Origin of the sequence: Halomonas sp. A020 (genome assembly GCF_027943625.1) — a bacterium.
GTDB lineage: Bacteria > Pseudomonadota > Gammaproteobacteria > Pseudomonadales > Halomonadaceae > Vreelandella > Vreelandella piezotolerans.
In genome coordinates this window covers 3,365,309-3,387,601 of the sequence record NZ_AP022850.1, presented here as the reverse complement: position 1 = coordinate 3,387,601, position 22,293 = coordinate 3,365,309, and the positions used below count along the sequence as shown (strand labels likewise).

19 protein-coding genes are annotated in these 22,293 nt (G+C 56.5%); 4 read left to right on the top strand and 15 right to left on the bottom strand.

The annotated features are described in order from the left end of the window. Window positions 1–32: 32 nt before the first annotated feature. The 7 genes from fis to ppa all read right to left on the bottom strand — a co-directional run bounded on the left by fis (window position 33) and on the right by ppa (window position 7,265). Window positions 33–356: a DNA-binding transcriptional regulator Fis gene (gene fis / locus FRH_RS15960; RefSeq protein ID WP_153843377.1), complete on the bottom strand. Its 324-nt coding sequence runs from the start codon at window positions 354–356 to the stop codon at window positions 33–35. Beyond that, on the bottom strand, window positions 353–1,393 hold the full coding sequence (gene dusB / locus FRH_RS15955; protein WP_239295710.1) for a tRNA dihydrouridine synthase DusB: 1,041 nt from the start codon (window positions 1,391–1,393) through the stop codon (window positions 353–355). The genes fis and dusB overlap by 4 nt, the downstream gene beginning before the upstream one ends. A gap of 98 nt (window positions 1,394–1,491) precedes the next feature. Continuing rightward, complete coding sequence (prmA, locus tag FRH_RS15950; protein WP_139527390.1) at window positions 1,492–2,403, bottom strand: 50S ribosomal protein L11 methyltransferase; 912 nt, start codon at window positions 2,401–2,403, stop codon at window positions 1,492–1,494. 142 nt (window positions 2,404–2,545) lie between these two features. Beyond that, on the bottom strand, window positions 2,546–3,886 hold the full coding sequence (gene accC / locus FRH_RS15945; protein WP_139527391.1) for an acetyl-CoA carboxylase biotin carboxylase subunit: 1,341 nt from the start codon (window positions 3,884–3,886) through the stop codon (window positions 2,546–2,548). A 30-nt stretch (window positions 3,887–3,916) separates the two neighbouring features. Then, window positions 3,917–4,378, bottom strand: coding sequence for an acetyl-CoA carboxylase biotin carboxyl carrier protein (gene accB, locus FRH_RS15940; protein ID WP_139527392.1), 462 nt, complete (start codon window positions 4,376–4,378; stop codon window positions 3,917–3,919). 318 nt (window positions 4,379–4,696) lie between these two features. Next, on the bottom strand, window positions 4,697–6,565 hold the full coding sequence (gene dsbD, locus FRH_RS15935; RefSeq protein ID WP_281997240.1) for a protein-disulfide reductase DsbD: 1,869 nt from the start codon (window positions 6,563–6,565) through the stop codon (window positions 4,697–4,699). Between the two features lie 169 nt (window positions 6,566–6,734). Continuing rightward, the gene (gene ppa / locus FRH_RS15930) at window positions 6,735–7,265 is read right to left on the bottom strand and encodes an inorganic diphosphatase (protein WP_139527394.1); all 531 of its coding nucleotides are present in this window, start codon (window positions 7,263–7,265) and stop codon (window positions 6,735–6,737) included. 363 nt (window positions 7,266–7,628) lie between these two features. On the opposite strand from ppa, the gene FRH_RS15925 reads away from it, so the two are divergent. Continuing rightward, the gene (locus FRH_RS15925) at window positions 7,629–9,344 is read left to right on the top strand and encodes a bifunctional protein-serine/threonine kinase/phosphatase (protein WP_139527395.1); all 1,716 of its coding nucleotides are present in this window, start codon (window positions 7,629–7,631) and stop codon (window positions 9,342–9,344) included. 93 nt (window positions 9,345–9,437) lie between these two features. On the opposite strand, the gene FRH_RS15920 is transcribed toward FRH_RS15925, so the two are convergent. Continuing rightward, window positions 9,438–10,697, bottom strand: a complete 1,260-nt coding sequence (locus tag FRH_RS15920; RefSeq protein ID WP_153843372.1) for a 6-phosphofructokinase — start codon at window positions 10,695–10,697, stop codon at window positions 9,438–9,440. A 162-nt stretch (window positions 10,698–10,859) separates the two neighbouring features. Continuing rightward, window positions 10,860–11,531 (bottom strand): ribonuclease T, encoded by a 672-nt coding sequence (gene rnt, locus FRH_RS15915; RefSeq protein WP_139527398.1) that lies wholly within the window; start codon window positions 11,529–11,531, stop codon window positions 10,860–10,862. 208 nt (window positions 11,532–11,739) lie between these two features. Here rnt and FRH_RS15910 point away from each other — a divergent pair, with 208 nt between their 5' ends. Next, on the top strand, window positions 11,740–12,960 hold the full coding sequence (locus tag FRH_RS15910) for an argininosuccinate synthase (RefSeq protein ID WP_139527400.1): 1,221 nt from the start codon (window positions 11,740–11,742) through the stop codon (window positions 12,958–12,960). A 49-nt stretch (window positions 12,961–13,009) separates the two neighbouring features. Next, window positions 13,010–13,342, top strand: coding sequence for an HlyU family transcriptional regulator (locus tag FRH_RS15905; RefSeq protein WP_153843371.1), 333 nt, complete (start codon window positions 13,010–13,012; stop codon window positions 13,340–13,342). Here FRH_RS15905 and FRH_RS15900 read toward each other — a convergent pair. The 5 genes from FRH_RS15900 to FRH_RS15880 form a co-directional block, all read right to left on the bottom strand. Further along, window positions 13,335–14,543 (bottom strand): EAL domain-containing protein, encoded by a 1,209-nt coding sequence (locus FRH_RS15900; protein ID WP_281997239.1) that lies wholly within the window; start codon window positions 14,541–14,543, stop codon window positions 13,335–13,337. The two genes, FRH_RS15905 and FRH_RS15900, sit on opposite strands and share 8 nt — an antisense overlap. Window positions 14,544–14,659: 116 nt before the next feature. Continuing rightward, complete coding sequence (locus FRH_RS15895; RefSeq protein ID WP_239295773.1) at window positions 14,660–17,392, bottom strand: sensor histidine kinase; 2,733 nt, start codon at window positions 17,390–17,392, stop codon at window positions 14,660–14,662. A 2-nt stretch (window positions 17,393–17,394) separates the two neighbouring features. Beyond that, window positions 17,395–17,607, bottom strand: a complete 213-nt coding sequence (locus FRH_RS15890) for a hypothetical protein (RefSeq protein ID WP_153843368.1) — start codon at window positions 17,605–17,607, stop codon at window positions 17,395–17,397. Next, on the bottom strand, window positions 17,597–19,654 hold the full coding sequence (locus tag FRH_RS15885) for a 3'-5' exonuclease (protein ID WP_219861049.1): 2,058 nt from the start codon (window positions 19,652–19,654) through the stop codon (window positions 17,597–17,599). Before FRH_RS15885 ends, FRH_RS15890 begins: the two co-directional genes overlap by 11 nt. Next, window positions 19,651–20,025 (bottom strand): response regulator, encoded by a 375-nt coding sequence (locus FRH_RS15880; protein ID WP_219861048.1) that lies wholly within the window; start codon window positions 20,023–20,025, stop codon window positions 19,651–19,653. The genes FRH_RS15885 and FRH_RS15880 overlap by 4 nt, the downstream gene beginning before the upstream one ends. 137 nt (window positions 20,026–20,162) lie before the next feature. On the opposite strand from FRH_RS15880, the gene FRH_RS15875 reads away from it, so the two are divergent. After that, a complete protein-coding gene (locus FRH_RS15875; RefSeq protein WP_281998172.1) occupies window positions 20,163–21,254 on the top strand; it encodes a DUF3524 domain-containing protein in 1,092 nt (363 codons plus the stop codon). On the opposite strand, the gene FRH_RS15870 is transcribed toward FRH_RS15875, so the two are convergent. Continuing rightward, entirely contained in the window at window positions 21,200–22,288 is a 1,089-nt protein-coding gene (locus FRH_RS15870; protein WP_153843366.1) for a hypothetical protein, read from the bottom strand. The two genes, FRH_RS15875 and FRH_RS15870, sit on opposite strands and share 55 nt — an antisense overlap. Window positions 22,289–22,293 lie beyond the last annotated feature (5 nt).

The window sequence follows — 22,293 nt, the reverse complement described above, 5'->3', positions numbered from 1 at the left end:
CGGGTCTAAGGTGAAAAAACGGCAACGCCCCATCAAGGGGCGTCACTTTCAATCAATCCATACTGCTTGAGTTTTTTGCGTAGCGTGCCACGGTTCAGGCCAAGTACGTCGGCGGCGCGAGTTTGATTACCGTCGGTATGCTCCATCACGCACGCTAACAGTGGGGCCTCTACTTCGGCCATCACCATGGCATATAAGTCAGATGTTTGGCTGCCATCGAGATGCTCGAAGTAACGGCGCATGGCGGTCTCTACCGCTTCTCTCAGTGGCTGTGGCTGTGCGCTGGCGGAGGGGGCTGCTAGCGTGCCTGAGAGTCGTGAGGAGCGTTCGCTGGAGAGCAGGTCGCGTTCAGTCATGCCGCATGGCTTCCTTTGGCTAGCAGACGCTTCGAAGCGTCCTGGGTCATGGCGTTGTGGATCCAGTCAAACTGCTCGTCAGGCGTGGTCAGAGCGTTGAACTGCTGCTTGAGCGTGCGCTGCTGGGTATTGTTAAAGCGCGTGTCGTCGTCGAGATACCAGCCGACGTGCTTGCGCGCGATGCGCACTCCCATGGTGGTGCCATAGAAGTCATGAAGTGCCTGCAGATGCTCCAGCAGGACGCTGCATCGCTCAGCCAAGCCGGGTGATGCCAAGTGCTCACCATGGGTCAGGTAATGCGTGATTTGTTGAAAAATCCACGGATTGCCCTGTGCGCCGCGGCCAACCATCACTGCATCAGCGCCAGTGTAACGCAGCACATGAGCGGCTTTCTCCGGGGTGGTGATATCGCCATTGGCAATCACGGGGATCGTGAGGTGCGATTTTATGTCGGCGATCGTGTCGTACTCGGCTTCACCAGTATAGCGCTGTTCGCGGTGACGGCCATGAATGGCCAGCGCTTGGATGCCCGCAGATTCCGCCAGCTTGGCAATACGCAGTGCATTGTTAGAAGCGGCACACCAACCGGTGCGTATCTTGAGCGTGACGGGGATGTCCACCGCTTTCACAACGGCATCTAAAATCTCGGCGACCAGCGTTTCATCACGCATGAGGGCTGAGCCAGCGGCTTTGTTGCACACTTTTTTTGCCGGGCACCCCATATTGATGTCGATGATTTGCGCGCCTAGTTCGACATTGAGTCTCGCCGCCTGCGCCAGCATCTCGGCATCCCCGCCAGCGACCTGCACGACCCGTGGGTCGGGTTCGCCCTGATGATCCATACGTAGCTGGGATTTGCGCGTGTGCCAAAGCGAAGGGTCTGACGTGACCATCTCTCCCACGACCCAGCCCGCGCCTAACCGACGGCATAGCTGGCGAAATGGGCGATCAGTGACGCCCGCCATCGGGGCCAGCATGACCGGGTTAGGCAGTTGGTAAGGCCCAATCGCAGGTGGCGAAGTAGTCATCAACGTCATGGCGGTATACTTTGCTAGGCATGAAAGCGGCGAGTAGGGCGTTTCAAGGGAGCGTATGATACGCCTACTCGGCAAGCTATTGAAGGCCAATCCCGATTTTATGCGGGGCGACGGCCTGTCAAACGCACCCAGCCCTCTCGAAGGGTAGGCTCATCCATGTAGAGCCCTTGTGCTTCGTAGGCTTCTCGTACTTCGGTGGCTTGGTTGGCCAGTATGCCTGATAGCGCGATACGGCCACCAGGGGCCACGTGTCCAGCAATCGTATTGGATAGCTCGACCAGTGGGCCTGCTAAAATGTTGGCTGTAACGATGGGGTAGGGGCCGCCTTCCAACTGTTCAGGGTAACAGAGAGTGAACTGCTGGGCGTCGATGGCATTGCGCTCGGCATTGTCACGGCTAGCCTGCAATGCTTGCGGGTCGATATCCGTGCCATCGGCGTGGGAGGCGCCTAGCTTCAAGGCCGCAATGGCGAGAATGCCAGAGCCACAGCCGACGTCCAGCACATCTTTGCCCTGCAGTTCATGGTTTACCGCTAAACCATCCAGCCACTCGAGACACAGCGCGGTGGTCGGATGAGTGCCGGTCCCGAACGCAAGGCCCGGGTCGAGGATCAGATTGACCGCGCCCGCCTCGGGCGGCTCATGCCAACTCGGCACGATCCATAGTCGTTCCCCCATGCGCAGCGGCGTGAAGTCATCCATCCACTCCCGCTCCCAGTCGCGGTCTGCTAGCAGTTCGTACTCGATGGCCGGGCAGGGTTCACCTGGCATCTGTTCTGCCCAAGCCGCTTCGATACGGCTCAGCATGCCATCGATCCCATCAAGATCGTCGTAAAGCCCCGTCAATATGGTGTCTTGCCATAGCGGTGTCGTGCCGCGCTCGGGTTCGAAGACCGGGTCGTCGTGGGCATCTTGCATACCAATTGCCGTCGCGCCCTCTTCGAGCAGTAATTCTTCGAGAAGCTCGGCTTGTTCGGGAGCGACGTGTGCTTTTAATTGGAGCCAGGGCATGGGGAGTCTCCACGGCGAATAAGGAAGAAACAAACGGGTGATATCATCAAGACGACATCACGAAGCGGGTACATTAGCGGAATGATAGGGGCCACCTCACGAAAATGCCCGCCAATAGGCGGGCATCGTCGCCACCAAAAGATTAGCTGCTCAGCTTTTTCTCGAGGTAGTGGATATTGACACCGCCCTGGCGGAAGTAGCTATCGCGGACCAGGTCTTTCTGCAGGTCGATATTGGTTTTGATGCCTTCGACCAGCAGCTCGTCGAGTGCGTTGCGCATGCGCGTCAAGGCGATGTCGCGGTCAGCGCCCCAGGTAATCAACTTACCGATCAAGGAGTCGTAATGCGGCGGTACGGTGTAGCCGGTATACAGGTGTGAGTCCATGCGAACGCCGAGCCCACCAGGCGCGTGAAACAGGGTCACCTTGCCGGGAGACGGCATGAAGGTGCGCGAATCTTCAGCGTTAATACGACATTCGAACGCATGGCCGTTCAGCTTCACATCTTCCTGGCGAATCGACAGGGGTAGGCCAGCTGCAATGCGCAGCTGCTCTTTGACGATATCGACACCCGTCACCATTTCCGTCACCGGGTGCTCGACCTGAACACGGGTGTTCATTTCGATGAAGAAGAATTCACCATCTTCGTAGAGGAATTCGAAAGTGCCCGCGCCGCGATAGTTGATCTCGATACACGCTTGGCGACAAGCGTCGAGTACTTTCGCGCGCGCGTCAGGATCAAGGCCTGGCGCAGGTGCTTCTTCTAACACTTTCTGATGTCGACGCTGCAGCGAACAGTCGCGGTCATAGAGGTGAATGGCATTCCCCTGGCCGTCAGCCAATACCTGCACCTCCACATGGCGAGGCTTCTCTAGAAACTTCTCCATGTAGACCGTTCCGTCGCCGAAGGCTGCATGCGCTTCGGTTTGCGTGACGGTAATGGCAGACAGTAAGTGGCCTTCGGTGTGCACCACGCGCATACCGCGGCCGCCGCCACCCGCCGCTGCCTTGATGATCACCGGATAGCCAATGCGCTTCGCTGTGGCCAAGTTGGTGGCGTCATCGTCGCCAAGCGGCCCATCGGAGCCAGGCACAGTGGGAACGCCCGCCGCTTTCATGGCGTTGATAGCGCTCACTTTGTCGCCCATTAAGCGGATGGTCTCAGCGCGCGGGCCGATGAAGGTGAACCCCGAGCGCTCTACCTGCTCGGCAAAGTTGGCATTCTCAGAGAGAAAGCCATAACCGGGGTGAATGGCGCTCGAATCAGTGACTTCCGCCGCGCTGATCAACGCCGGGATGTTTAAGTACGACTGCGCTGATGAGGCGGGGCCGATACACACGGCTTCATCGGCGAGACGAACGTGCATCAGTTCGCGATCTGCCTTGGAGTGAACCGCTACGGTTTTGATCCCGAGTTCTTTGCAGGCGCGTAAGATACGAAGGGCAATCTCGCCGCGGTTCGCGATAAGTACCTTGTCCAGCATGGGAGAATCCACCCGTGTTGATATGAAAGATTAAGCGAGGACGATCATCGGTTGATCGAATTCCACTGGCTCGCCATCTTCCACTAGGATGGCCTCGACCACGCCATCGCGGTCAGCTTCGATTTGGTTCATCATTTTCATGGCTTCGACGATACAAACGGTATCGCCTTGCTTCACGGTGTCGCCCACTTCAACGAAGGCTTTGGCACCCGGTGCCGGGCTGCGGTAAAAGGTGCCTACCATGGGGGAGTTGACGGCTTCACCACGGTAGCTGGCACCCTGAGGCTCGGCTTCGGCCGGCGAAGTGGCTGCCGATGCTTGAGGAGCTGCCGGTGCGGGCTGCGCGTACTGCGGCATTGGCTGCGGCTGCCAAACGGCGCCATTGGGGTGACGGCTAATACGAACCGACTCTTCACCTTCTTGAATTTCGATTTCGCTGATATTGGACTCTTCCAGCAGCTCGATTAGTTTTTTGACTTTGCGAATATCCATCCGTAGGCCCCAAAAGTTGATCAAATTAGCACGTTGTCACAGGCCGACTAGGCCCGTATCGCGTGGCGCTCGCAAGCGCAGTAAACCAAATTCAAAAACGAAGAGAACGAGGCACGATCTCGAACGTTACCCCACGCTCATCGCTAAAAGATGCATTTTTAGCAAATATGGCTGCGGAGTTTGCCGAAAAACTCTACCAGTGTCTAGTATCCACCTAAAGAGGAGCAAATTTTGCGATTTAAACAATTGTTTGACGACGTTCGCGACACAGTGGCTGTAAAGGTGTGCTGAAGCGCTGTCGTTTAGCGTGTTGCCTGTCTAGCTCTCTTGCCAGCGTTTGAAGGCATTTAAATGCTGCACGAGGGCTCCGGCAGACACCTCCCCTTGGATACGCGCTTCACGCACTTCTTGCCCTTGGTCAAACAGTAGCAGGCTAGGAGGACCAAAGAGTTGGAAATGATCGAGTAGTTCTCGGCTCTGCGTATTGGTCTTCGTGACATCGACCGAAATGAGTTGAAAATCGTTCAACGCCTCGGCGACTTGCGGAGTCGGGTAGACATCACGCTCCATGAGTTTGCACGATATACACCAATCGGCAGTGAAGTGTGCAAATACGGGACGTCCTTCGTGTGAGGCTTGCGCTAGGACAGCCTCTAGCGCATCGAGACTGTCGACGTCTTCAAATTCTAGCGTGTCCACGGCCTGGGCAGTGCCAGAGGTAGTGGCCGCCAGAGGGCGAAGCGGGTTGCTACTGCCCTGAGCCGCGCCAAGCACCAGAGCGACCCCCCATGCCAGTAGCATCAAGCCTAGCGTTTGGCGCACTTTGGCCCAGCCAGATGTGCTTGCCGTCGTGAGAGCGCCAAGTGCAAGTGCGCTGCCGATGGCTAGCGCCGCCCACAGCAAGAGCGCCACTGAGGGGGCGATCAAACGCTCGACCATCCAAACGGCAACGCCGAGTAATAAAAGGCCAAACGCAATTTTGACGCCATTCATCCAGCCGCCAGAGCGTGGCATTAGTGTGGCGCCAAACGTGCCGACGAGCAATAGTGGGACCCCCATGCCGAGCCCTAGTGCAAACAGCACGGCGCCGCCCATGGCGGCATCTCCGGTTGAGGAGATGAATACTAATGCGCCCGCAAGGGGGGCCGTGACGCAAGGTGATACCACCAGTACCGATAGCGCGCCGGCAGCGGCGAGACCAAGTGGGCCGCTGCGCTGGGCGCGTGCTTGCCAGGTGTCTACTTTACCGGCAAGACGTGGCGAGACACGTAGATCGAACGCACCAAACATCGCCAACGCAAAAAGGCTAAACAGAATGGCGAAGGTGATCAGAACCGGTGCTGACTGTAAATGTGCCTGGAGGTTCAGCCCCGCGCCAAATAGGCCCATCAATACGCCCACCAGCGCATAAGTGACGGACATGCCAAGTACGTAGCTGGCAGAAAGTAAGAAAGCACGGGGTTTGGTGGGGTTCTGTCCAACGACGATGGACGCCAGGATTGGGATCATGGGCAGCACGCAGGGGGTAAAGGTAAGACCGATACCCGCGAGAAAAAAGAGCCCAAGAGCGAGCGGTAGACTGGTATTGCTGATGAGCGCGCTGAATTGGCTATCCTCACTTTGCGGCGCAGCGAAGCCAGTGTTTCCGCCCGCTAGTGAGGCTGAGTCGTTTGATGCGGATTCGCCTGAAGCAGCCGACGTTGATGCGCTTGATGTTTTCTCGTTTTGCCAGTGGGCAAATACGCTGGGGGGCGACGCTTCAGCAGCCGTCAAGGTAATTTGCTCTGGCGGGTAGCACAGCCCTGCATCGGCACATCCCTGAAAGGTCAACGCGATGTCGATAGGACCGCTATAGGGTTGGCTAAGCGGGATATCGAACACTACTTTTTCGCGGAAAACGTACACGTCTCCCATGAATTCATCAGTAGTAAAGATGCCCTGTGGCAGGGTGGGCGTACCGAGTTCAATGGAGGGTTGCTCGCTTGTGACCGACAGCTGATGACGGTAAAGATAGTAGGCATCGGCAATGTCGAAGCCAACGCTCAGCGTTTCCCCATCGTGCCATGCGCTCGGCTGAAACGCTTCCATGACGGGCAAGAAGTCGCTGTCGCTGCTGGAAGAGAACCACTGCCCGTGGGCGAATAGAGGTAGCCAACAGAGCATGAAAAACAAGCTGAAACGTCGCATGAGTGGCACGTAGTATCCTTACGCAGTGATATCGAAAGGGCGCAAAAGAGCAGGATAACGCACCTGTCGAGGTTGGCGTACTGTCTGCGGTGACGTGACGCGGTCCTACGCCGTTCATCCCTACGTAAAAGGCCGCCTCGAGAGGCGGCCTTTCATAGGGCAGTGAGGCTTATGCTTTCTTGTAAGCAGCGGCCGATTTTTCGATAGCTTTACGCGCAGCTTCTACGCCTTCCCAAGACTCGACTTTCACCCACTTGCCTTTTTCGAGGTCTTTGTAGTTCTCGAAGAAGTGTGCGATTTGTTGGCGCAACAGTTCGGGCAGATCGGTCACTTCCTGAACGTCGTCATACAGCGATGAAAGTTTCGGGTGCGGTACGCAGACCAGTTTGGCATCTTCACCCGCTTCATCGGTCATGTTCAAGATGCCCACCGGGCGTGCGCGAATGATGCTGCCGGGCGCAACCGGGTGAGGAGTGACGACCAGGGCGTCCAAGGGGTCGCCGTCATCTGCCAGAGTATGCGGAATGAAGCCGTAGTTGGCCGGGTAGAACATGGGTGTAGCCATGAAACGATCAACGAGGAGGGCACCCATATCCTTGTCGATTTCGTACTTAATCGGCGCGTGGTTAGCAGGAATTTCAATGGCCACGTAGATATCGTTGGGCAAATCCTTTCCAGCGGGGATGTTATCAAAGTTCATCGTTGGTTCCTTGGCTTGGCTTTTCTTACCTAGTGCAGATTGCAGTAGCTAAGCAGTTGATGCATTGCATTAATGGTGAAGAATTATACGAACAAGGTGGATAGATTACCAATGCGACATAGGTGTTTGCCGTCACATACCCGCATCGATGGCAGCTTGACCTTCCTCGGCGATCTCGGTGGCGTCTCTTGGTGCATTGGCTGGGTAGTGGGCATGGCAGGGTGTCTTTTTGTGCTACTCTCGACGTTTGGTGGGCATCGCTTCGTCATGCCAGCATGTATGATAGCGCCTGATGCAGTAAGGATCGCGAGAAGTGCTCGCAATGATCGTTGCGATGGTGAGCCGTAAGTCTAGGAGGATGAGTTGGCGCACGCCCAGTTGCTAATGAGTTATGGACAAGCGTTCGTAGCCCCAGAACGCCGGCAGCACCGCAGTTCAATGTCGGTACGCCTACCAGAAGCGCCGCTGTTGAAGTTAAAGGGCGGCTGCGCAGTGATTAGTGACTCGATTTCTCGCAATACGATGGCGAAGCAGGCGGGGGATTTGAGCGTGCGCGGATTTCTCGCCGATTATTACTCCACGCCTGACCACTGGGACACCAAGACGTCGGCAACCCGCGTGCTACGTGCGTTGAATAGTTGGTGTTACAGCCAGAGCCAGCATGTCAAAGAGGGTAGCTTCGTCTCGTCGCTCTCGGCCATGGTGTTTTTAGGTCGCGAAGGTCATCTGTTTCACATGGGAGATACGCTGGTCTTTCGCCTGCGAGGTGCCGAGTTTGAGCAGCTTACCCGTGATCACGTGACCGATGTGGGTGGGTATCGCTACCCCTCTCGCGCGTTAGGCATGGATGGCAGCGTCGATATCGATTACACCCATCTGGGCTTGAAGCAGGGTGACTTGTTCGTTTTCACCACTCAGGCCGTGCGCGGCACCTTGATGCCCTCTGATTATGTGCGGCTCATTCGCCAAGATGCTAGCGACCTAGATGCTGCTTGCGAGCGCTTGGCTGGCGAGGCAAAGCAGCGCGCGCAAGAGCGAGGGTATGGCGGCGATCAATTTTGCTTCCAATTACTCCGCATCGACGAACTGCCGGAAGAGGCAACCGATCACCCCAGCTTACTATATGGCGACCTGCCCATTCCTCCCGAATTGGCTCCCGGCGAGCGTCTAGATGGGTTGGAGGTGCAGGCCGTGCTGTCACGCAATGCACAGTCGAGGGTGTATCGCGTCCGCGATGTCTACAGTGATCGAGTCATGGTGATGAAGGCACCAAGCCCCGAGCTATCGTTGCGTAACGCCTATCTAGAGCACTTTTTGCTGCAGCAGTGGGTGGTCGAGCGGGTGAACTCCCCCTTTGTCGTCAAGGTCATGGAACCATCACGCCCGCGAAGATACCTCTATTACCTCATGCAAAACGTAGAAGGTGAGACGCTGCGTCAATGGGCCGAGCGGCACCCCCAGGCCAGTCTTGCTCAGCGTTTGGATATCGCCAACCAGTTGGGTAAGGCGGTCCAAGCCCTGCACCATCGCGACATCATTCACCAACAGATCATGCCTGACAACGTGCTTATCGACTCGCACGGTAAGCTCGTGCTCGCTGACTTTAGTGCTTGCCATATGCGAGAAGTCGATGGACACCGCCACTCGGGCGAGCTGCTTCGTCAAATCGGTTTCAACGAACATACAGCTCCAGAGTATGCGCTTGGCGACAGCGTGGGTCGCCGCAGCGACCAGTATTCGTTGGCTTCTACGGTCTACTGGCTTTTGACCGGGGCATTACCTTATACGCTTACCCCCAATAAGTTGCGTTGCCATACCGATCTGGAAGAGCTCAGCTACCGTAGCGCTCGTACCACCAATCCAGAGATTACCCCTGCGCTTGACGAGGCGCTGCGTCGCGCGCTGGACCCGCAACGGCCACTGCGTTTTCGACGGATGTCGGAGTTCCTTCACGCGCTGAGGCTACCCCTGGGGCGTGCTGTGCAACGCGAAGAGCCCCGCACCGAGTCTCGACGCTTTTGGCAGGGCGTGGCGGGTATTTTGCTGCTGCTGTTGGTGCTTTCGTGGCTGCTGCGCTAGGCACGTTTCAAGCGCATACTGCGAATGTCAAAAGGGCGATGACACGAATCATCGCCCTTTTATCTTTCGCCATCTCTGATGTTAGAACAGAGGTTACAGCGTGAAGGTTGGCAACTTCTGTTCCACTTTCGCAAGCTTCAACTTGGCGACTTTCGGAAGACCATTCTCGAACGGCGGAAAATCTTCGCCCTGGATCAGCGGTGATAAGTAGTCACGGCACGCTTGGGTAATATCGAAACCGCTGTCGCTGATAAAGTCGCGGGGCATGAACTTCTCTTGGTTGGCGATTTGCGATAGCGGAGCAGAAATCACGTCCCACTGGTACGGGCTTTGTGAGATGCGGCGTATGGCCGGCATCATGGAGTTTTTGCCCGCCAGCGCCAGCGTGACCGCTTCACGGCCAACGGCATAAGCTTGTTCAACATCGGTTTTGGAAGCCAAGTGACGCGCCGCACGCTGCAGGTAGTCGGCCACGGCCCAATGGTATTTGTAGCCCAGGTCCTGCTTGATCATGCCGGCCAGGGTGGGCGCCACGCCGCCTAGCTGGCGGTGACCAAAGGCATCGGTATTGCCTGCATCCGCAAGGAAAGTGCCATCTTCGTAGCGCGCGCCTTCCGACACCACGATCACGCAGTAGCCAAATTTTTTGACGCTTTCATCGACTCGCGCCATGACCGCTTTACGGTTAAATGCCACTTCCGGGAAGATAATCAGGTGCGGTGGCTCGCCTTCTCCTTCGCCAGCCAGGCCTCCAGCCGCAGCAATCCAGCCCGCATGGCGTCCCATCACTTCCAGTACGAACACCTTGGTCGAGGTGGCGCACATGGACGCGATATCCAGCGACGCTTCCCGGGTCGAGGTGGCGATGTACTTCGCGACGCTGCCGAAACCAGGGCTGTTATCAGTGATGGGAAGATCATTGTCGACGGTTTTGGGAACGTGAATGGCCGTCAGCGGATACCCTAGTTTTTCGGAGAGCTGCGAGACTTTTAGGCAGGTATCGGCACTGTCGCCACCGCCGTTGTAGAAGAAATAGCGAATGTCGTGCGCTTTGAAAACCTCGATAAGACGCTCGTACTGCGCGCGGTGCGTATCGATGTCTTTCAGCTTGTAGCGACAAGAGCCAAACGCTCCGCCCGGGGTGTGTCGCAGAGCGGCAATGGCGTCATCGCTCTCCTGAGTGACATCGATCAAATCTTCCGTCAGTGCACCAATAATGCCGTTATGGCCGGCATACACCTTGCCGATCTGATCAGGGGCTTGCCGGCAAGCTTCGATAACGCCACAGGCGCTGGCATTGATGACGGCGGTAACGCCACCGGACTGGGCGTAAAAGGCATTATGCTGGGCCATGGAAACGTCTCATCTCCTCAAAACGGGTGGGATATCACATTGTGGCGGCAAGCGTTGGCTGCATTGCTTGCCTGAGAGCCAAGCGCTCGTAAATGACGTAAAGTTTATCGTAAAGCCATTTTTGGTGCATTAGATGCTGTTTCAAAAGCGCTGCTGGCGGATTTATTCATCGCCGCCATCTAGCGCTTGTTCACGCTGAGCCAGCCGCCAGCCGCCTAAGTCTTTGTAGCGGTTGACCATGGCGCAAAACAGTTCGGCCGTTCGCTCGGTGTCATAGCGTGCCGAGTGGGCCGCCTTGTTGTCGAACTCGATCCCCGCGGCACGGCACGCTCTGGCTAGCACGGTTTGTCCATACACAAACCCCGCCAACGTCGCCGTGTCGAAACTGGAAAAGGGGTGAAACGGATTGCGCTTGACGTTGCAGCGGTTGGCCGCTGCATTCAAAAAGCCATGGTCGAATGCCGCATTGTGACCCACGAGTATCGCCCGGGAACAGCCGTGCGCCTTTAGCGATTTGCGTATGGGTCGAAATATTTCCCCTAGTGCTTCAGCCTCGCTTAACGCAACGTGCCGACGAAGCGGGTCATCCAGATTGATGCCGGTGAAATCCAACGCTGATTGCTCGACGTTGGCGCCTTCAAAAGGGTGAACATGATACGCGTAGGTGGCATCAGGCAGTAAATTGCCGTCGGGGTCCATGGTGAGTGTGACCGCTGCAATCTCCAACACGGCGTCCGTTTGGGCGTTAAACCCACCTGTCTCCAAATCAATGACAACCGGTAAGTAACTGCGAAAACGCTGGGCCATCAATTCGCGGGCAATTGCCTCGCTCATGCAGCTCTCCTTAGTAAAGCGAGTAGTCGGTCAGGGGTAGCGGTCAAGCTAGCCGCTAGGGTTTGGGTGATTCTAGCAGCTTTACCCCCAAGGCGTCGTTGACGGTATTCGCTGGGCATCGAGAACGCTATACTGACAGTTTGAATGAACAAGTAGTGCGTAAGGGCGCTACTCCTTCTGGTGAACTGCTTTTTACAAGGAGCAAAGAATGTCCGATGTCAAAAAGGTTGTGCTGGCATATTCAGGCGGCCTGGACACATCCGTTATCGTCAAGTGGTTGCAAGAAACCTACAACTGCGAGGTTGTGACCTTTACTGCCGACATCGGTCAGGGTGAAGAAGTCGAGCCTGCCCGCGCCAAGGCTCAGGCTCTCGGCGTCAAAGAGATTTACATCGAAGACCTACGCGAAGAGTTCGTGCGTGACTACGTCTTTCCGATGTTTCGTGCCAATACCATCTATGAAGGTGAGTACCTGCTGGGCACCTCCATCGCTCGCCCGCTGATCGCCAAGCGCCTGATCGAAATCGCCAATGAAACCGGCGCCGATGCCATCTCCCATGGCGCAACGGGTAAAGGTAACGATCAAGTGCGTTTCGAACTGGGCGGTTACGCGCTAAAGCCGGGCGTTAAAGTCATTGCTCCCTGGCGCGAGTGGGACCTGACGTCTCGCGAAAAGCTGATGGCTTACTGCGAAGAACACAGCATCCCGGTGGATTTCTCCAACAAGAAAAAGAAATCTCCCTACTCCATGGACGCCAACCTGCTGCACATCTCCTATGAAGGCGGCATTCTGGAAGATCCGTGGGCGGAAGCCGAAGAGGACATGTGGCGCTGGAGTGTTTCTCCCGAAGCTGCGCCCGAGCAGCCCACTTACGTTGAGCTGACGTTCGAGAAAGGCGACATCGTGGCCATCGATGGCGAAACGATGAAGCCGCACGAAGTGCTCGAAAAGCTCAACAAGCTGGGCGGCGACAACGGTATCGGACGTTTGGATATCGTCGAAAACCGCTACGTGGGCATGAAGTCGCGGGGTTGCTACGAAACGCCGGGGGGGACGATCATGCTGCGTGCCCACCGTGCGATCGAATCACTGACGCTGGATCGTGAAGAAGCGCATCTTAAAGATCAGCTCATGCCCAAGTATGCCGAAGTGATCTACAACGGCTATTGGTGGAGCCCTGAACGCCGCATGCTGCAAGCCGCTATCGACGAGACTCAGAAGAGTGTTTCTGGCGTGGTGCGTATGAAGCTGTACAAAGGCAACGCAACGGTCGTTGGCCGCAAGTCCGAGCAGTCTCTGTTCGATGAGTCCATTGCCACGTTTGAAGACGACGCGGGTGCGTATAACCAAAAAGACGCCGAAGGCTTCATTAAGCTGAACGCGCTGCGTCTGCGTATTGCCGCTGGCAAAGGCCGTCAGCAGAGCTAGCGTTGAGCGGTGGCCAGTGAACACTGGCCACCGCCTACCAGGAGTCTTTATGTTTAAAAGATTGCTTTCAGGCCTGTTTGGGGGCCACGGCAGCGACGAAACGAACACCGGCACCAAAGCCGCCGAACCGGTGGAGTACAAAGAGTATCTCATCGTTTCGCAGCCCGATCATCAAAGTGGTCAGTATCGGGTCAGCGGTTGGATCCGTAAACTGGACAACCAGGGCGGGGCGCAGGAGCACCGTTTCGAGCGTTCTGACATGGTGCCTGGGCGGGACGCCTGCGACGCCTTGATGGTGTCGAAGGCGCAACGCTATATCGATGAAGTGGGCGATGCGATGTTCGAGCCAGACCCTCGCCGGGAGAACCCACCCACTAGCTAATGTGCGAGTCCATTAGCGTTCGTGCTTCAGCCGCCGCCTGCAGTATCAACTCTGCAGGCACATCGGCAGGAGGGCTGCCGCGCTCAGTGGCTTCGATATGTGCAAGCAGCTCGCCAAGTGGGCCTTGACGCTGGATAAGCGCCTGATGGATCGGCTGGCTCAGTGGTAGCTCCTTAAGCATCGTTTCGAGGTCGATCCCTATGATGACCGGCATATGCGAAAAGAGTCCGGTGATAAAGCCTTCTTCCTCGTCTAACCCGCGCTGTTCGGCAAGTGCTTCGCATGCAAATGCCCGAGTCAATCCGCTAATGAGGTTGATTTTGCTCGCAGGATTATTCCCCGCTAACATGATGATCGATACCAGCGTGCGTAACTCTTTCAACCCGATGATATGAATACAGTCGAGAAGTTTGTGGACAGGGTGCTGAGCTGCCTTTTCTGCCGAATTGGCGCGTTTGAGGACGGCGTTCAATAAATAGGGGTCACGAGCAATGAACGTACTCAAAGCAGGCAAGCGCACTCTATCGCTGTAAAGCTGAGCCAGCAGTTGCATTTGATTAGCGCGTGACGTGCTATGTCGCTGCGTGCTTGTGGTTTGTACCTGAGGCCGCTGGTAAAAATACCCTTGAAATAAGCTAAATCCAAGCGCCTTACACTTTTCAAACTCTTCGTAAGTTTCTACACGCTCGGCTAACAGCGTGTAGCCCTCTTTATAAAGGCGTTGAATGAGCGCAGTGGGGAGCCCGGTAGAGATATCGAATTTAACAATATCCGCTAAGGCTAATAATGCACGGTTTGCGTCGGTCAATTCGAAATCATCAAGCGCTAACGTATAGCCTTGGTATTTCAGCTTACGTAATGCATGCAATAGCGCGTCATTGACCTCGATGTCTTCGAGTATTTCAATGACGATTTGACTCTGCGGCAGGCCGCCTAAATCGGGGTTGAGTAACCACTCGCCAGAGGCATTGATAAAAAGCTTACGTTGGCCACACAGTTTATCCAGGCCAATTTCATAAATAGCGACAGCACAAGCTCGAGCGGTGGCTTGCACATCATCGAAAATGGCGGCACTAATGGCCGAACAGTCGCCACGATACAGTAGCTCATCAGCTACATGTTGTAGGCGAGCGTCGACAATTGGCTGTATTGCAATGGTGTACTGGTCGGTAGTCGTCTTATCTTGCGCTGACCCTTGCATAATGCCGCTGCTCCAACTGTCAGAGGGAAAACGGGCGGACGCGCAGAATAGCGTAAAAATACAAACGTGTGCTAGTTACACTAGGTCACAGTGCGTTGAATGGCACAATTGTTTACTTAAACGATGTGTCGTGGAAGCGAAAGCGTCATCGCAGCACCGCCTAAAGAAGAAGCGTCTACCCAGAGCTCGCCACCTAAGTGGTGAATAATGGCACGGCTGATGGGTAAGCCTAAACCGCTTCCTTTGGGCCGGTGAGACGCATGCTCGTTTTTCGATAACGTCAATTGATAAAACTTTTCGAATACATTGTCACGTTCACCGATCGGGATGCCTGGCCCATTATCCTCAACGCTCAGGCAATATCCTTGGTCCGCTTCGTAAACATGTAAACGTATGCGCGGATGTTCTGGGTTGGCAAACTTTCGCGCATTCTCCAACAGATTGATGATGACCTGTTCAAGGCGATCTGGATCGGCCATGACGGGCGCATTGGAGACATCACAGACCCACTCGACATCGATGCCCTGCTCGGCGTGCAGTCGTGCCAGTGCTTGGCGGCTTTGCTGCGCAATGTGAATCAAGTCAACCGTAATGGGCTGGAGGGATAGGTGGCCGCTCTCGAGCCGCGCCAAGTCAAGAATTTCGTCGATCAATCGAGACAAACGCTCACTCTCGAGCACCATGATGTCCAGAAATTGCTGGCGTTTTTCAGCCTCAATGGTGGGTGTGTCACGCAAAATCTCGGCAAACGAACGGATGGAAGTGAGCGGAGTGCGAAGCTCGTGACTGACCATCGCCACGAACTCATCCTTCATTCGATCCACTTCCCGCAGCTGCTCGTTGGCACGGCGCAGCTCCTCGCCAATGCGAGCTAACTCCTGGGATTTTTGCTCTAATTGGCGGTTGTACTCCAAAGCCTGCGAGGTCGTGTCGAGAATGGTGAGTACCGAGGCCATGTCCAGTGCCTCACCGCGTAGAACGGAGTGTATCAAGACGCTGGCAGACGCGTTGCCAAGCGACCCGGCCAGAGCTTGTTCGGCACGAGTGATCAACTCTCTCGACGCGGGACGTTGCTGAGCATCGGTCTCCTTCAAGAGCGAAGGAGGGGCGTTGCGAAATACCTTGTGCGTTGCCCCATGGCCCAGATAGCGGACGAGTAGGGCATACAAGTCACCTTCGGTAGTTTGGCCTTGCCAGCTAGACGCTGTAGGTAAATGGGGGTGCAGAGCCTCGGTGAAGAGCGCTGCCTGCGCATGCTCCATGGGCGTGGCTCGCGTGAAGAGCGACACAGCGACCAATAAGCCGACGTTTGCGGTCATGCTCCAAAACAGCGAGTGTGTGTAGATATCCCACCCGCTGAGTCCCAGTAAGGCGTAGGGGGCGAGCCAGCCGATGCCCCAAGGGCCTTGTGTCATGAACTCTGCTTCCAACCAACCGGACTGGGCAAATCCCGGCAGTAGCAGCGTGTAGCACCATACCCAAAAGCCTGCCACTAATCCCCAGGTGGCGCCTTGACGAGTCGCCCCGCGCCAATAAAGGCCGATCAATAGCGCAGGTGCAAATTGTGCCACGCCCGCAAACGAGACCAGTCCAATAGTCACCAAACTGTAGCTATCGCCAATCAGTGCATGGTAGAGATAGCCCATGATCAAAATGACCAAAATGGCGATACGCCGGATGTTCAAAAGCCAAATGGCGAGGCGACCATGACGTCCTGTTTGCCAGCCTTTTAGTTTTAATAAAAGTGGCATCACTAGTTGGTTACTCACCATGGTAGACAGCGCGATGGTCTCGACGATGACCATGCCGGTGGCCGCCGAGAGTCCGCCAATGAACACCAATAATGGTAAACCTTCTAGCCCTGCGGAGAGCGGTAGCGTGAGCACGAAGCTATCCGGGTCACTCTCGCCCAAGAGGACGCCTGCCAACGCAATGGGAATGACGAACAGGTTGATCAGTAGCAAATAGAGCGGAAAGAGCCAACTGGCACGCTCCAAGTGCTGCTCATCCACGCTCTCTACGACCAAGACTTGAAACTGCCGAGGCAACGTGAAGAAGGCCAAAAACGCGAGCATTAGCATGCCGACCCAGCCCGTCGCACCACCAGGAACGTTCTCCAAATGCATGCTAGTGATGAGCGCTGGCGCCTCGGCAGCGGCTGCTAGAAGAGCGCCAGGGCCTTCGAACAGGAGGAAAGTGACGAAGATACCGACTGCCAGAAACGCCACCAGCTTGACCAAGGACTCGACGGCGATGGCCGCTACCATGCCTTCATGTCGCTCGCTGGCATCAAGATGACGCGTGCCGAACAGAATGATGAACAGGGCCAAGACGATCGCAATCCAAAAGGAACGATCCATCCAGAAGCGTTCATGTTCGAGCGTGGTATCGGCACCTAGGGGATAGTTCATCAGCACCGCATGACTCACCGTGATGGCTTTGAGCTGGAGTGCTATATACGGCGTAATCGTGATCAATGCCATGACGGCCACCAGTGCGCCAAGTAGCGAACTTTTCCCATAACGGGCGCTAATGAAATCGGCGATGGAAGTGATACGCTGCCGAGCGGCGATCCGCACCATTTTGCGCAACGTAAAAGGGGCCAGCAGCATGGCCAGCGTGGGTCCCAAATAGATCAGCAAGAAGCTAGGTCCGAACTGCGCTGCGCGCCCGACGCTGCCGTAAAACGTCCAGGCAGTGCAGTACACGGCTATCGATAACGCATAGACAGTAGGCGAGTTGATGAGTGAGCGCCCCTGTTCGGCTCGTCGGTCCCCCCAGGCTGCGACCAAGAAAAGCAGGGCTAAGTAGCCAAAGGCGGCGCCCAACACTACCCAGTCGCTGCGCATGTTCATGGTTGCTTGGGGCGTTTTGCCAGCCAGGCAGCCAGGCCAATCACCCACCCCCAAGCCAAGAAGAGATAGAGCGGTAGCCAGCCCAGTATACCAGGCAACCGATCGACTATAAGTAAGATGGGCGGGCTGAATAAAAACAGCGCCAGCAGCCCAAGGGCGAAGCGACGCGCCTGCTGCCGAGGGTGAGGGGCAGGTGCATTATGGCGCACTGGCGTCTTCCTTATCGAACGCATTGGCCTGGAGGGCCAGCAGCTCCTCTAACGTGTCGATGCCGCGGGCTTCTAAGCGGGGCAAGAGGGCTAGCCAAAGCTCGGCGGTGACGCGAGCATCGCCCAGTGCGGTATGCCGGGTGTTGGGCGGAAAATGTAAATCATAACGCCTGGCTAACGTATCCAGGTCGTGCCCATCCAGCGCTTCATCTAGCGCTTTGGAGATCAGCAGCGTGTCCAGCACGGGGATGTCGAAATGAACGCCGTGCCCGCTGATGGCCAACATGTCGAACGCCGCATTATGAGCGAGCATGACGGCGTCCCCCACGTAATCCCGGAACTGGCCCAACACGGTGTGAAGCGGTTCTGCATCCGCTACGTCCGCATCGGTAATGCCATGAATGACGGTGCTGGCGGCGGGAATGGGCCGTTGGGGATTGACGTAGTGATCGAACGCGTCGCTTGCCAATAAGCGGCCATTGACGATGCGACAAGCGCCAAGGCTTACCACCGTGTCTCCCCGGCGTAGCTCGAGACCAGTGGTTTCCGTATCGAACGCCACGATCTCCAAGCAGCGTAGCGCCCGATGGGCGAGGGCTTCGTCGGGCGCAGGTAGCTGTGCGATACCAAAATCATGAAATTCCGGACGAGGGGGAGCCATCTCCCTTGGCGCGTGAGTTTGTGTAATCGCGGGTAGCGGGAGTCGCAGTCGAGCATGGCACTTATCCGCATCGGCTACGCTCCAAATATCTGTAGCGTGCTGACGCAGAATATCGGCCACCGCCGGGCCAAGTGGTAGCGTGTTCAAGATCGTATCTCGCCAAACGCTGAGTTCGCCTTCAGGAACGGGCGCGCCCTGCCACATCAAGTCAACGTAGGCACGTTTCGGTTGAAGCGAGATTTCTCCTTCAAAGCCACGGGTAGGCAAGTGGCAGCGAAGATGGTCCACCAATGATGCGAAGAGTTCGATCAGTGCCGGGGCATCCCCTTTGAACCAAGCGGGAACACCAATCGGTGTAATCAAACGGTGGGCTGGGTCGAGACGCTCATCCAGCGCCTGCCAGAAGTCATTGGACCAAATGGGCCGCAAGCGTTCACCGTGATACTGAAGATCATCCAGTAGCGTGGCGAACTCAGCCACGTGCTGATTCAGTGCTTGGCTCTCATCGTGCATGACCCCCTCTAAGCGTGTTCGCAGTTCAAGGGGGACGCTCGTGACGTGAATATGACGCAGCGCGTCGACGGCACTGCTAACGTTGGCGGCATGCTGGCGCAGTGGCGGGAGGCGACGGTTGAGCTCGGCCCGCACGCCCATTTCATTGTTCCAAGTGGTCGTGGCATCGCTACAGGTCACGAGCGTCTCGCGCTCACTGCCGGGAACCCGCCGAATCACCACTTTTACCCAGCGCTGGCCGCAGTGGGTGAGCATTTCACGTGGTGAACCATCGTCGGGCAGTTGTGCCATGGCATTGGCTAGCGTTGCGGTCGGCAGTAGGGCATCCAGACGCTTCCCCAACCCTAACCCGGTATTGCCAGTAAAGAACGTTTCGGCGGCTTGATTGAACAGCATCACCCGACGATGCCGATCACACAGCAGCAGTGGTGTTTCCAGTACCTGAAGCAGGGTTTCCAACTCTTGCCGAATACGCGAAGCGCTACGCGCCCCCTCGGCATGGGCGGTGGCGAGCCGCATGCGGTCGGCCCGCCAGCTTTGGCTGACGCGGCGTAGATCAGGGCCTAGCCCTTTTAGCCAACCTTCTGGAGCCTCCTCGTCTTGGGCGTCTGGGTTGGCCACCCACCGGGCCAACTGAGTTTGTAAATGCCGTAAGGGCGCTAATAAACGACGTTCTAGCAGTACGCCCATCAGGCACAAAGTCATCCCCCCGGAAAGGCTGCCAAGCCACAGCGCCACACGCGCCAAGCCGGAGAGCGCGATCTGACTATCCAGCCACGCCGCAAACAGCACGCCGCCCAACAGGCTGATGCCACTGAGAAGCAGCCAAGCACCCACCAGGCGCTGTCGCTTTGGAAGGCCTTTGAACATCATGTGTCACGCTCGCCAAGCAGTGCTTTGACTTTCTCGACTAATTGGTGGGTCGAGAACGGCTTAGTAACGTAGTCATCGGCACCCAACGCTAATCCCTTTTCGCGCTCTACTTCCCGTCCATGTGCCGTTAACATGATGACCGGCAGGTGCTGCTCGCGCTCTGAGCGACGCAGCTGTTCCAATACTTCGAAGCCACTGATACCCGGCAGGCTAATGTCTAGCAGCAGCAGGTCGGGAGAGGTGTCGGCAATTCGCTGCAATGCCGTTTCACCGTCGGTAGCGGTAATCACCGTCAGCCCGGCATGGGACATGAGGAACTCGAGGGACAGTAGAATATTCGGTTCATCATCGACCACTAATACATTGGCCATTACGGTTTCCCCAGCGGCGTTAGATGCGCAGTCAGACTGCAAGCGATGATTTAAGTGTATGTAGCGTGAGGCATTCGGCCAAGACGACCTTGGCCGAATGTGACATACGGCGAGGACGTTTCACCGGTAGAGAGATGATGCGCATTTTATTGTTATCGGCTTACGAAGCGGTTAGCCACCGCTATTGGGCAAATACATTGATGGCGGAGGTGACCGAAGTCGAATGGACGCTGCTGAGCTTGCCAGCGCGTCACTTCTCTTGGCGTATTCGTGGCAACCCTTTGAGTTGGTGGTTGAAAGAGCAGGCGACATTGAGCCAGCGCTACGATGTGGTCCTGGCGACTTCCATGGTGGATATCGCCACGTTGGTGGGATTGTTCCCCCACTTAGGACAGGCACGCAAGGTGGTCTATTTTCATGAAAACCAGTTTGCTTACCCGGAATCCAGCGAGCAAATTCCCCAAGTCGAGGCAAAGATGGTCAACCTGTACGCTGCGCTGGCGGCAGATGAGCTGGTATTCAACACGGCCTACAACCGTGACTCCTTTTTCGATGGCGCGCGACGTTTCTTGAAAAAAATGCCGGAGAATCTGCCCGCGGCCCAACCCCTTGAACGTTTGCGGAGAGCGGCCCGCATCGTGCCCGTGCCGATTGCTGCCGCCGGTGGTCGTGCGGTCGTCAACCCCAATCCGCAGCGACTGATTTGGAACCACCGCTGGGAGTATGACAAAAACCCAGAGGATTTCTTCAAGGTACTGTTCAAGCTTAGCGAGCAGCAAGTGCCGTTCGAGTTGGCGGTGTTGGGACAGCAGTTTCGCGAGGTGCCGGGGATTTTCGCCGAGGCCCAGGAGCGTTTGGCGGCACATATCGTTTGCTGGGGGGCACAGCCAGAGGCAGAGTATCGCGCGCTGCTCGAAGGCGGCGGCATCGTCGTGTCGACCACCTGGCATGAGTTCCAAGGATTGGCCATCATGGAAGCCACCCAACGAGGTGCCACGCCGCTAGTGCCGGACCGGCTTTGCTTCCCGGAGCTTTACCCAAATGAATATCGCTATGATGGCACGCAAGAGGGGCTGTTTCATCGTTTAAAAGCGTGGTTATTGGATCCGACGTGCCAGCCTGCGCCGCTTGACACGTGCTCCTGGGAGTGGCCGCAGTGGCAAGCCGTATATCGTCAACTGCTGATGCAAGGGGCGTCGAGTGACTCCATGCGCCGGGTGGGCCAGTGAACGATCGCCGTATGGCGGCGCATCTTGTCGGCAAGCCCAGGGTGATGATCACGAATCACCTGCTCGGCAAAATTCGATAAAAATCGCGATTTCAATACGGCCCTCGCACGGTCCACACCGCTATCTTGATAAGGCGTTGACGCCAAAAGCATAAAACCGTCCTTGGGAATTCGCCCCGCGCGCATGTTGGCCTCGATAATGCTTGCGGCGGTCGACAATGGGGCCGCTAGGTCTGGTCCGTAGGGACCGATGATCAACGCGGTGTTAGGTAGGTGCAAGAAGTCGAAGCCGCGTCCAATGCAGATGACCCACTCGCGATGCTCGATTTCGAGCTCTCGGGTCACGCCGCTTAGCTCGCTTACATGGGCCATGTTGCCCAGCAGCAGCGGCAGCAGATCTCGTTGAACATCATCAGGCATGTCGGGACAAAGGCTCGCTAACGTGGCATGTAAATCATTCGCTGGTCGATCGATCCAGTCGCGTATATCGAGCACCTCGCCACCTTGGCCGTGAAGAATCATGGCGTCGCTGTCGGTTTCAAAGCCGCACACGAGCGGGTAGACCTGCTGATGGTCGTGGCCAAACAGCTGGCCTGCTTGCTGAGCAATGGCGTACGCGTGGGCTTTGGCCGCGTCGGCATCGCAGTTGAACCCGGCGCACCCCCGTGCGGGATGTCCGCTGGAAAAATGGTAAGTAATCAGCAACAGCGTGGCGCGACCGCTCTGAGTGGCTTGCAAGACAGTCTCGGTGAGCAGCTCGCCGAGATAAGGCCAGCCTAGGTCGAAAATACCGCCTAGATTACGAAACGGTGTGATGATTCCAAGCGGTGTCTGCGTGGCGTGGGGAATATGGATTCGGCCATCCATACATTTCATCACCACAATCGACGTCGGATGCTTGGCCATATAGCGCTGGCGGGCCAGCCAGGCATCGGGGCTGCAAAAACGTTCGGCGTGCTGCCTGGAAAGTTGCAGCAGGGCATCGATACGCTGGGTAATAGGCTGGCGGTAGAGGTCAGCAGTGGTGCTTGGCATGGGAC

Bases quoted from the DNA above. Each gene is read 5' to 3' on its own strand.
- fis (WP_153843377.1), bottom strand. From the start codon at position 356: ATGACTGAACGCGACCTGCTCTCCAGCGAACGCTCCTCACGACTCTCA.
- dusB (WP_239295710.1), bottom strand. From the start codon at position 1,393: ATGACGTTGATGACTACTTCGCCACCTGCGATTGGGCCTTACCAACTG.
- FRH_RS15870 (WP_153843366.1), bottom strand. From the start codon at position 22,288: ATGCCAAGCACCACTGCTGACCTCTACCGCCAGCCTATTACCCAGCGT.
- dsbD (WP_281997240.1), bottom strand. From the start codon at position 6,565: ATGCGACGTTTCAGCTTGTTTTTCATGCTCTGTTGGCTACCTCTATTC.
- accB (WP_139527392.1), bottom strand. From the start codon at position 4,378: ATGGATATTCGCAAAGTCAAAAAACTAATCGAGCTGCTGGAAGAGTCC.
- FRH_RS15880 (WP_219861048.1), bottom strand. From the start codon at position 20,025: ATGGCCAATGTATTAGTGGTCGATGATGAACCGAATATTCTACTGTCC.
- FRH_RS15910 (WP_139527400.1), top strand. From the start codon at position 11,740: ATGTCCGATGTCAAAAAGGTTGTGCTGGCATATTCAGGCGGCCTGGAC.
- accC (WP_139527391.1), bottom strand. From the start codon at position 3,886: ATGCTGGACAAGGTACTTATCGCGAACCGCGGCGAGATTGCCCTTCGT.
- rnt (WP_139527398.1), bottom strand. From the start codon at position 11,531: ATGAGCGAGGCAATTGCCCGCGAATTGATGGCCCAGCGTTTTCGCAGT.
- FRH_RS15885 (WP_219861049.1), bottom strand. From the start codon at position 19,654: ATGATGTTCAAAGGCCTTCCAAAGCGACAGCGCCTGGTGGGTGCTTGG.
- FRH_RS15920 (WP_153843372.1), bottom strand. From the start codon at position 10,697: ATGGCCCAGCATAATGCCTTTTACGCCCAGTCCGGTGGCGTTACCGCC.
- FRH_RS15875 (WP_281998172.1), top strand. From the start codon at position 20,163: ATGCGCATTTTATTGTTATCGGCTTACGAAGCGGTTAGCCACCGCTAT.
- ppa (WP_139527394.1), bottom strand. From the start codon at position 7,265: ATGAACTTTGATAACATCCCCGCTGGAAAGGATTTGCCCAACGATATC.
- FRH_RS15905 (WP_153843371.1), top strand. From the start codon at position 13,010: ATGTTTAAAAGATTGCTTTCAGGCCTGTTTGGGGGCCACGGCAGCGAC.
- FRH_RS15895 (WP_239295773.1), bottom strand. From the start codon at position 17,392: ATGCGCAGCGACTGGGTAGTGTTGGGCGCCGCCTTTGGCTACTTAGCC.
- prmA (WP_139527390.1), bottom strand. From the start codon at position 2,403: ATGCCCTGGCTCCAATTAAAAGCACACGTCGCTCCCGAACAAGCCGAG.
- FRH_RS15900 (WP_281997239.1), bottom strand. From the start codon at position 14,543: ATGCAAGGGTCAGCGCAAGATAAGACGACTACCGACCAGTACACCATT.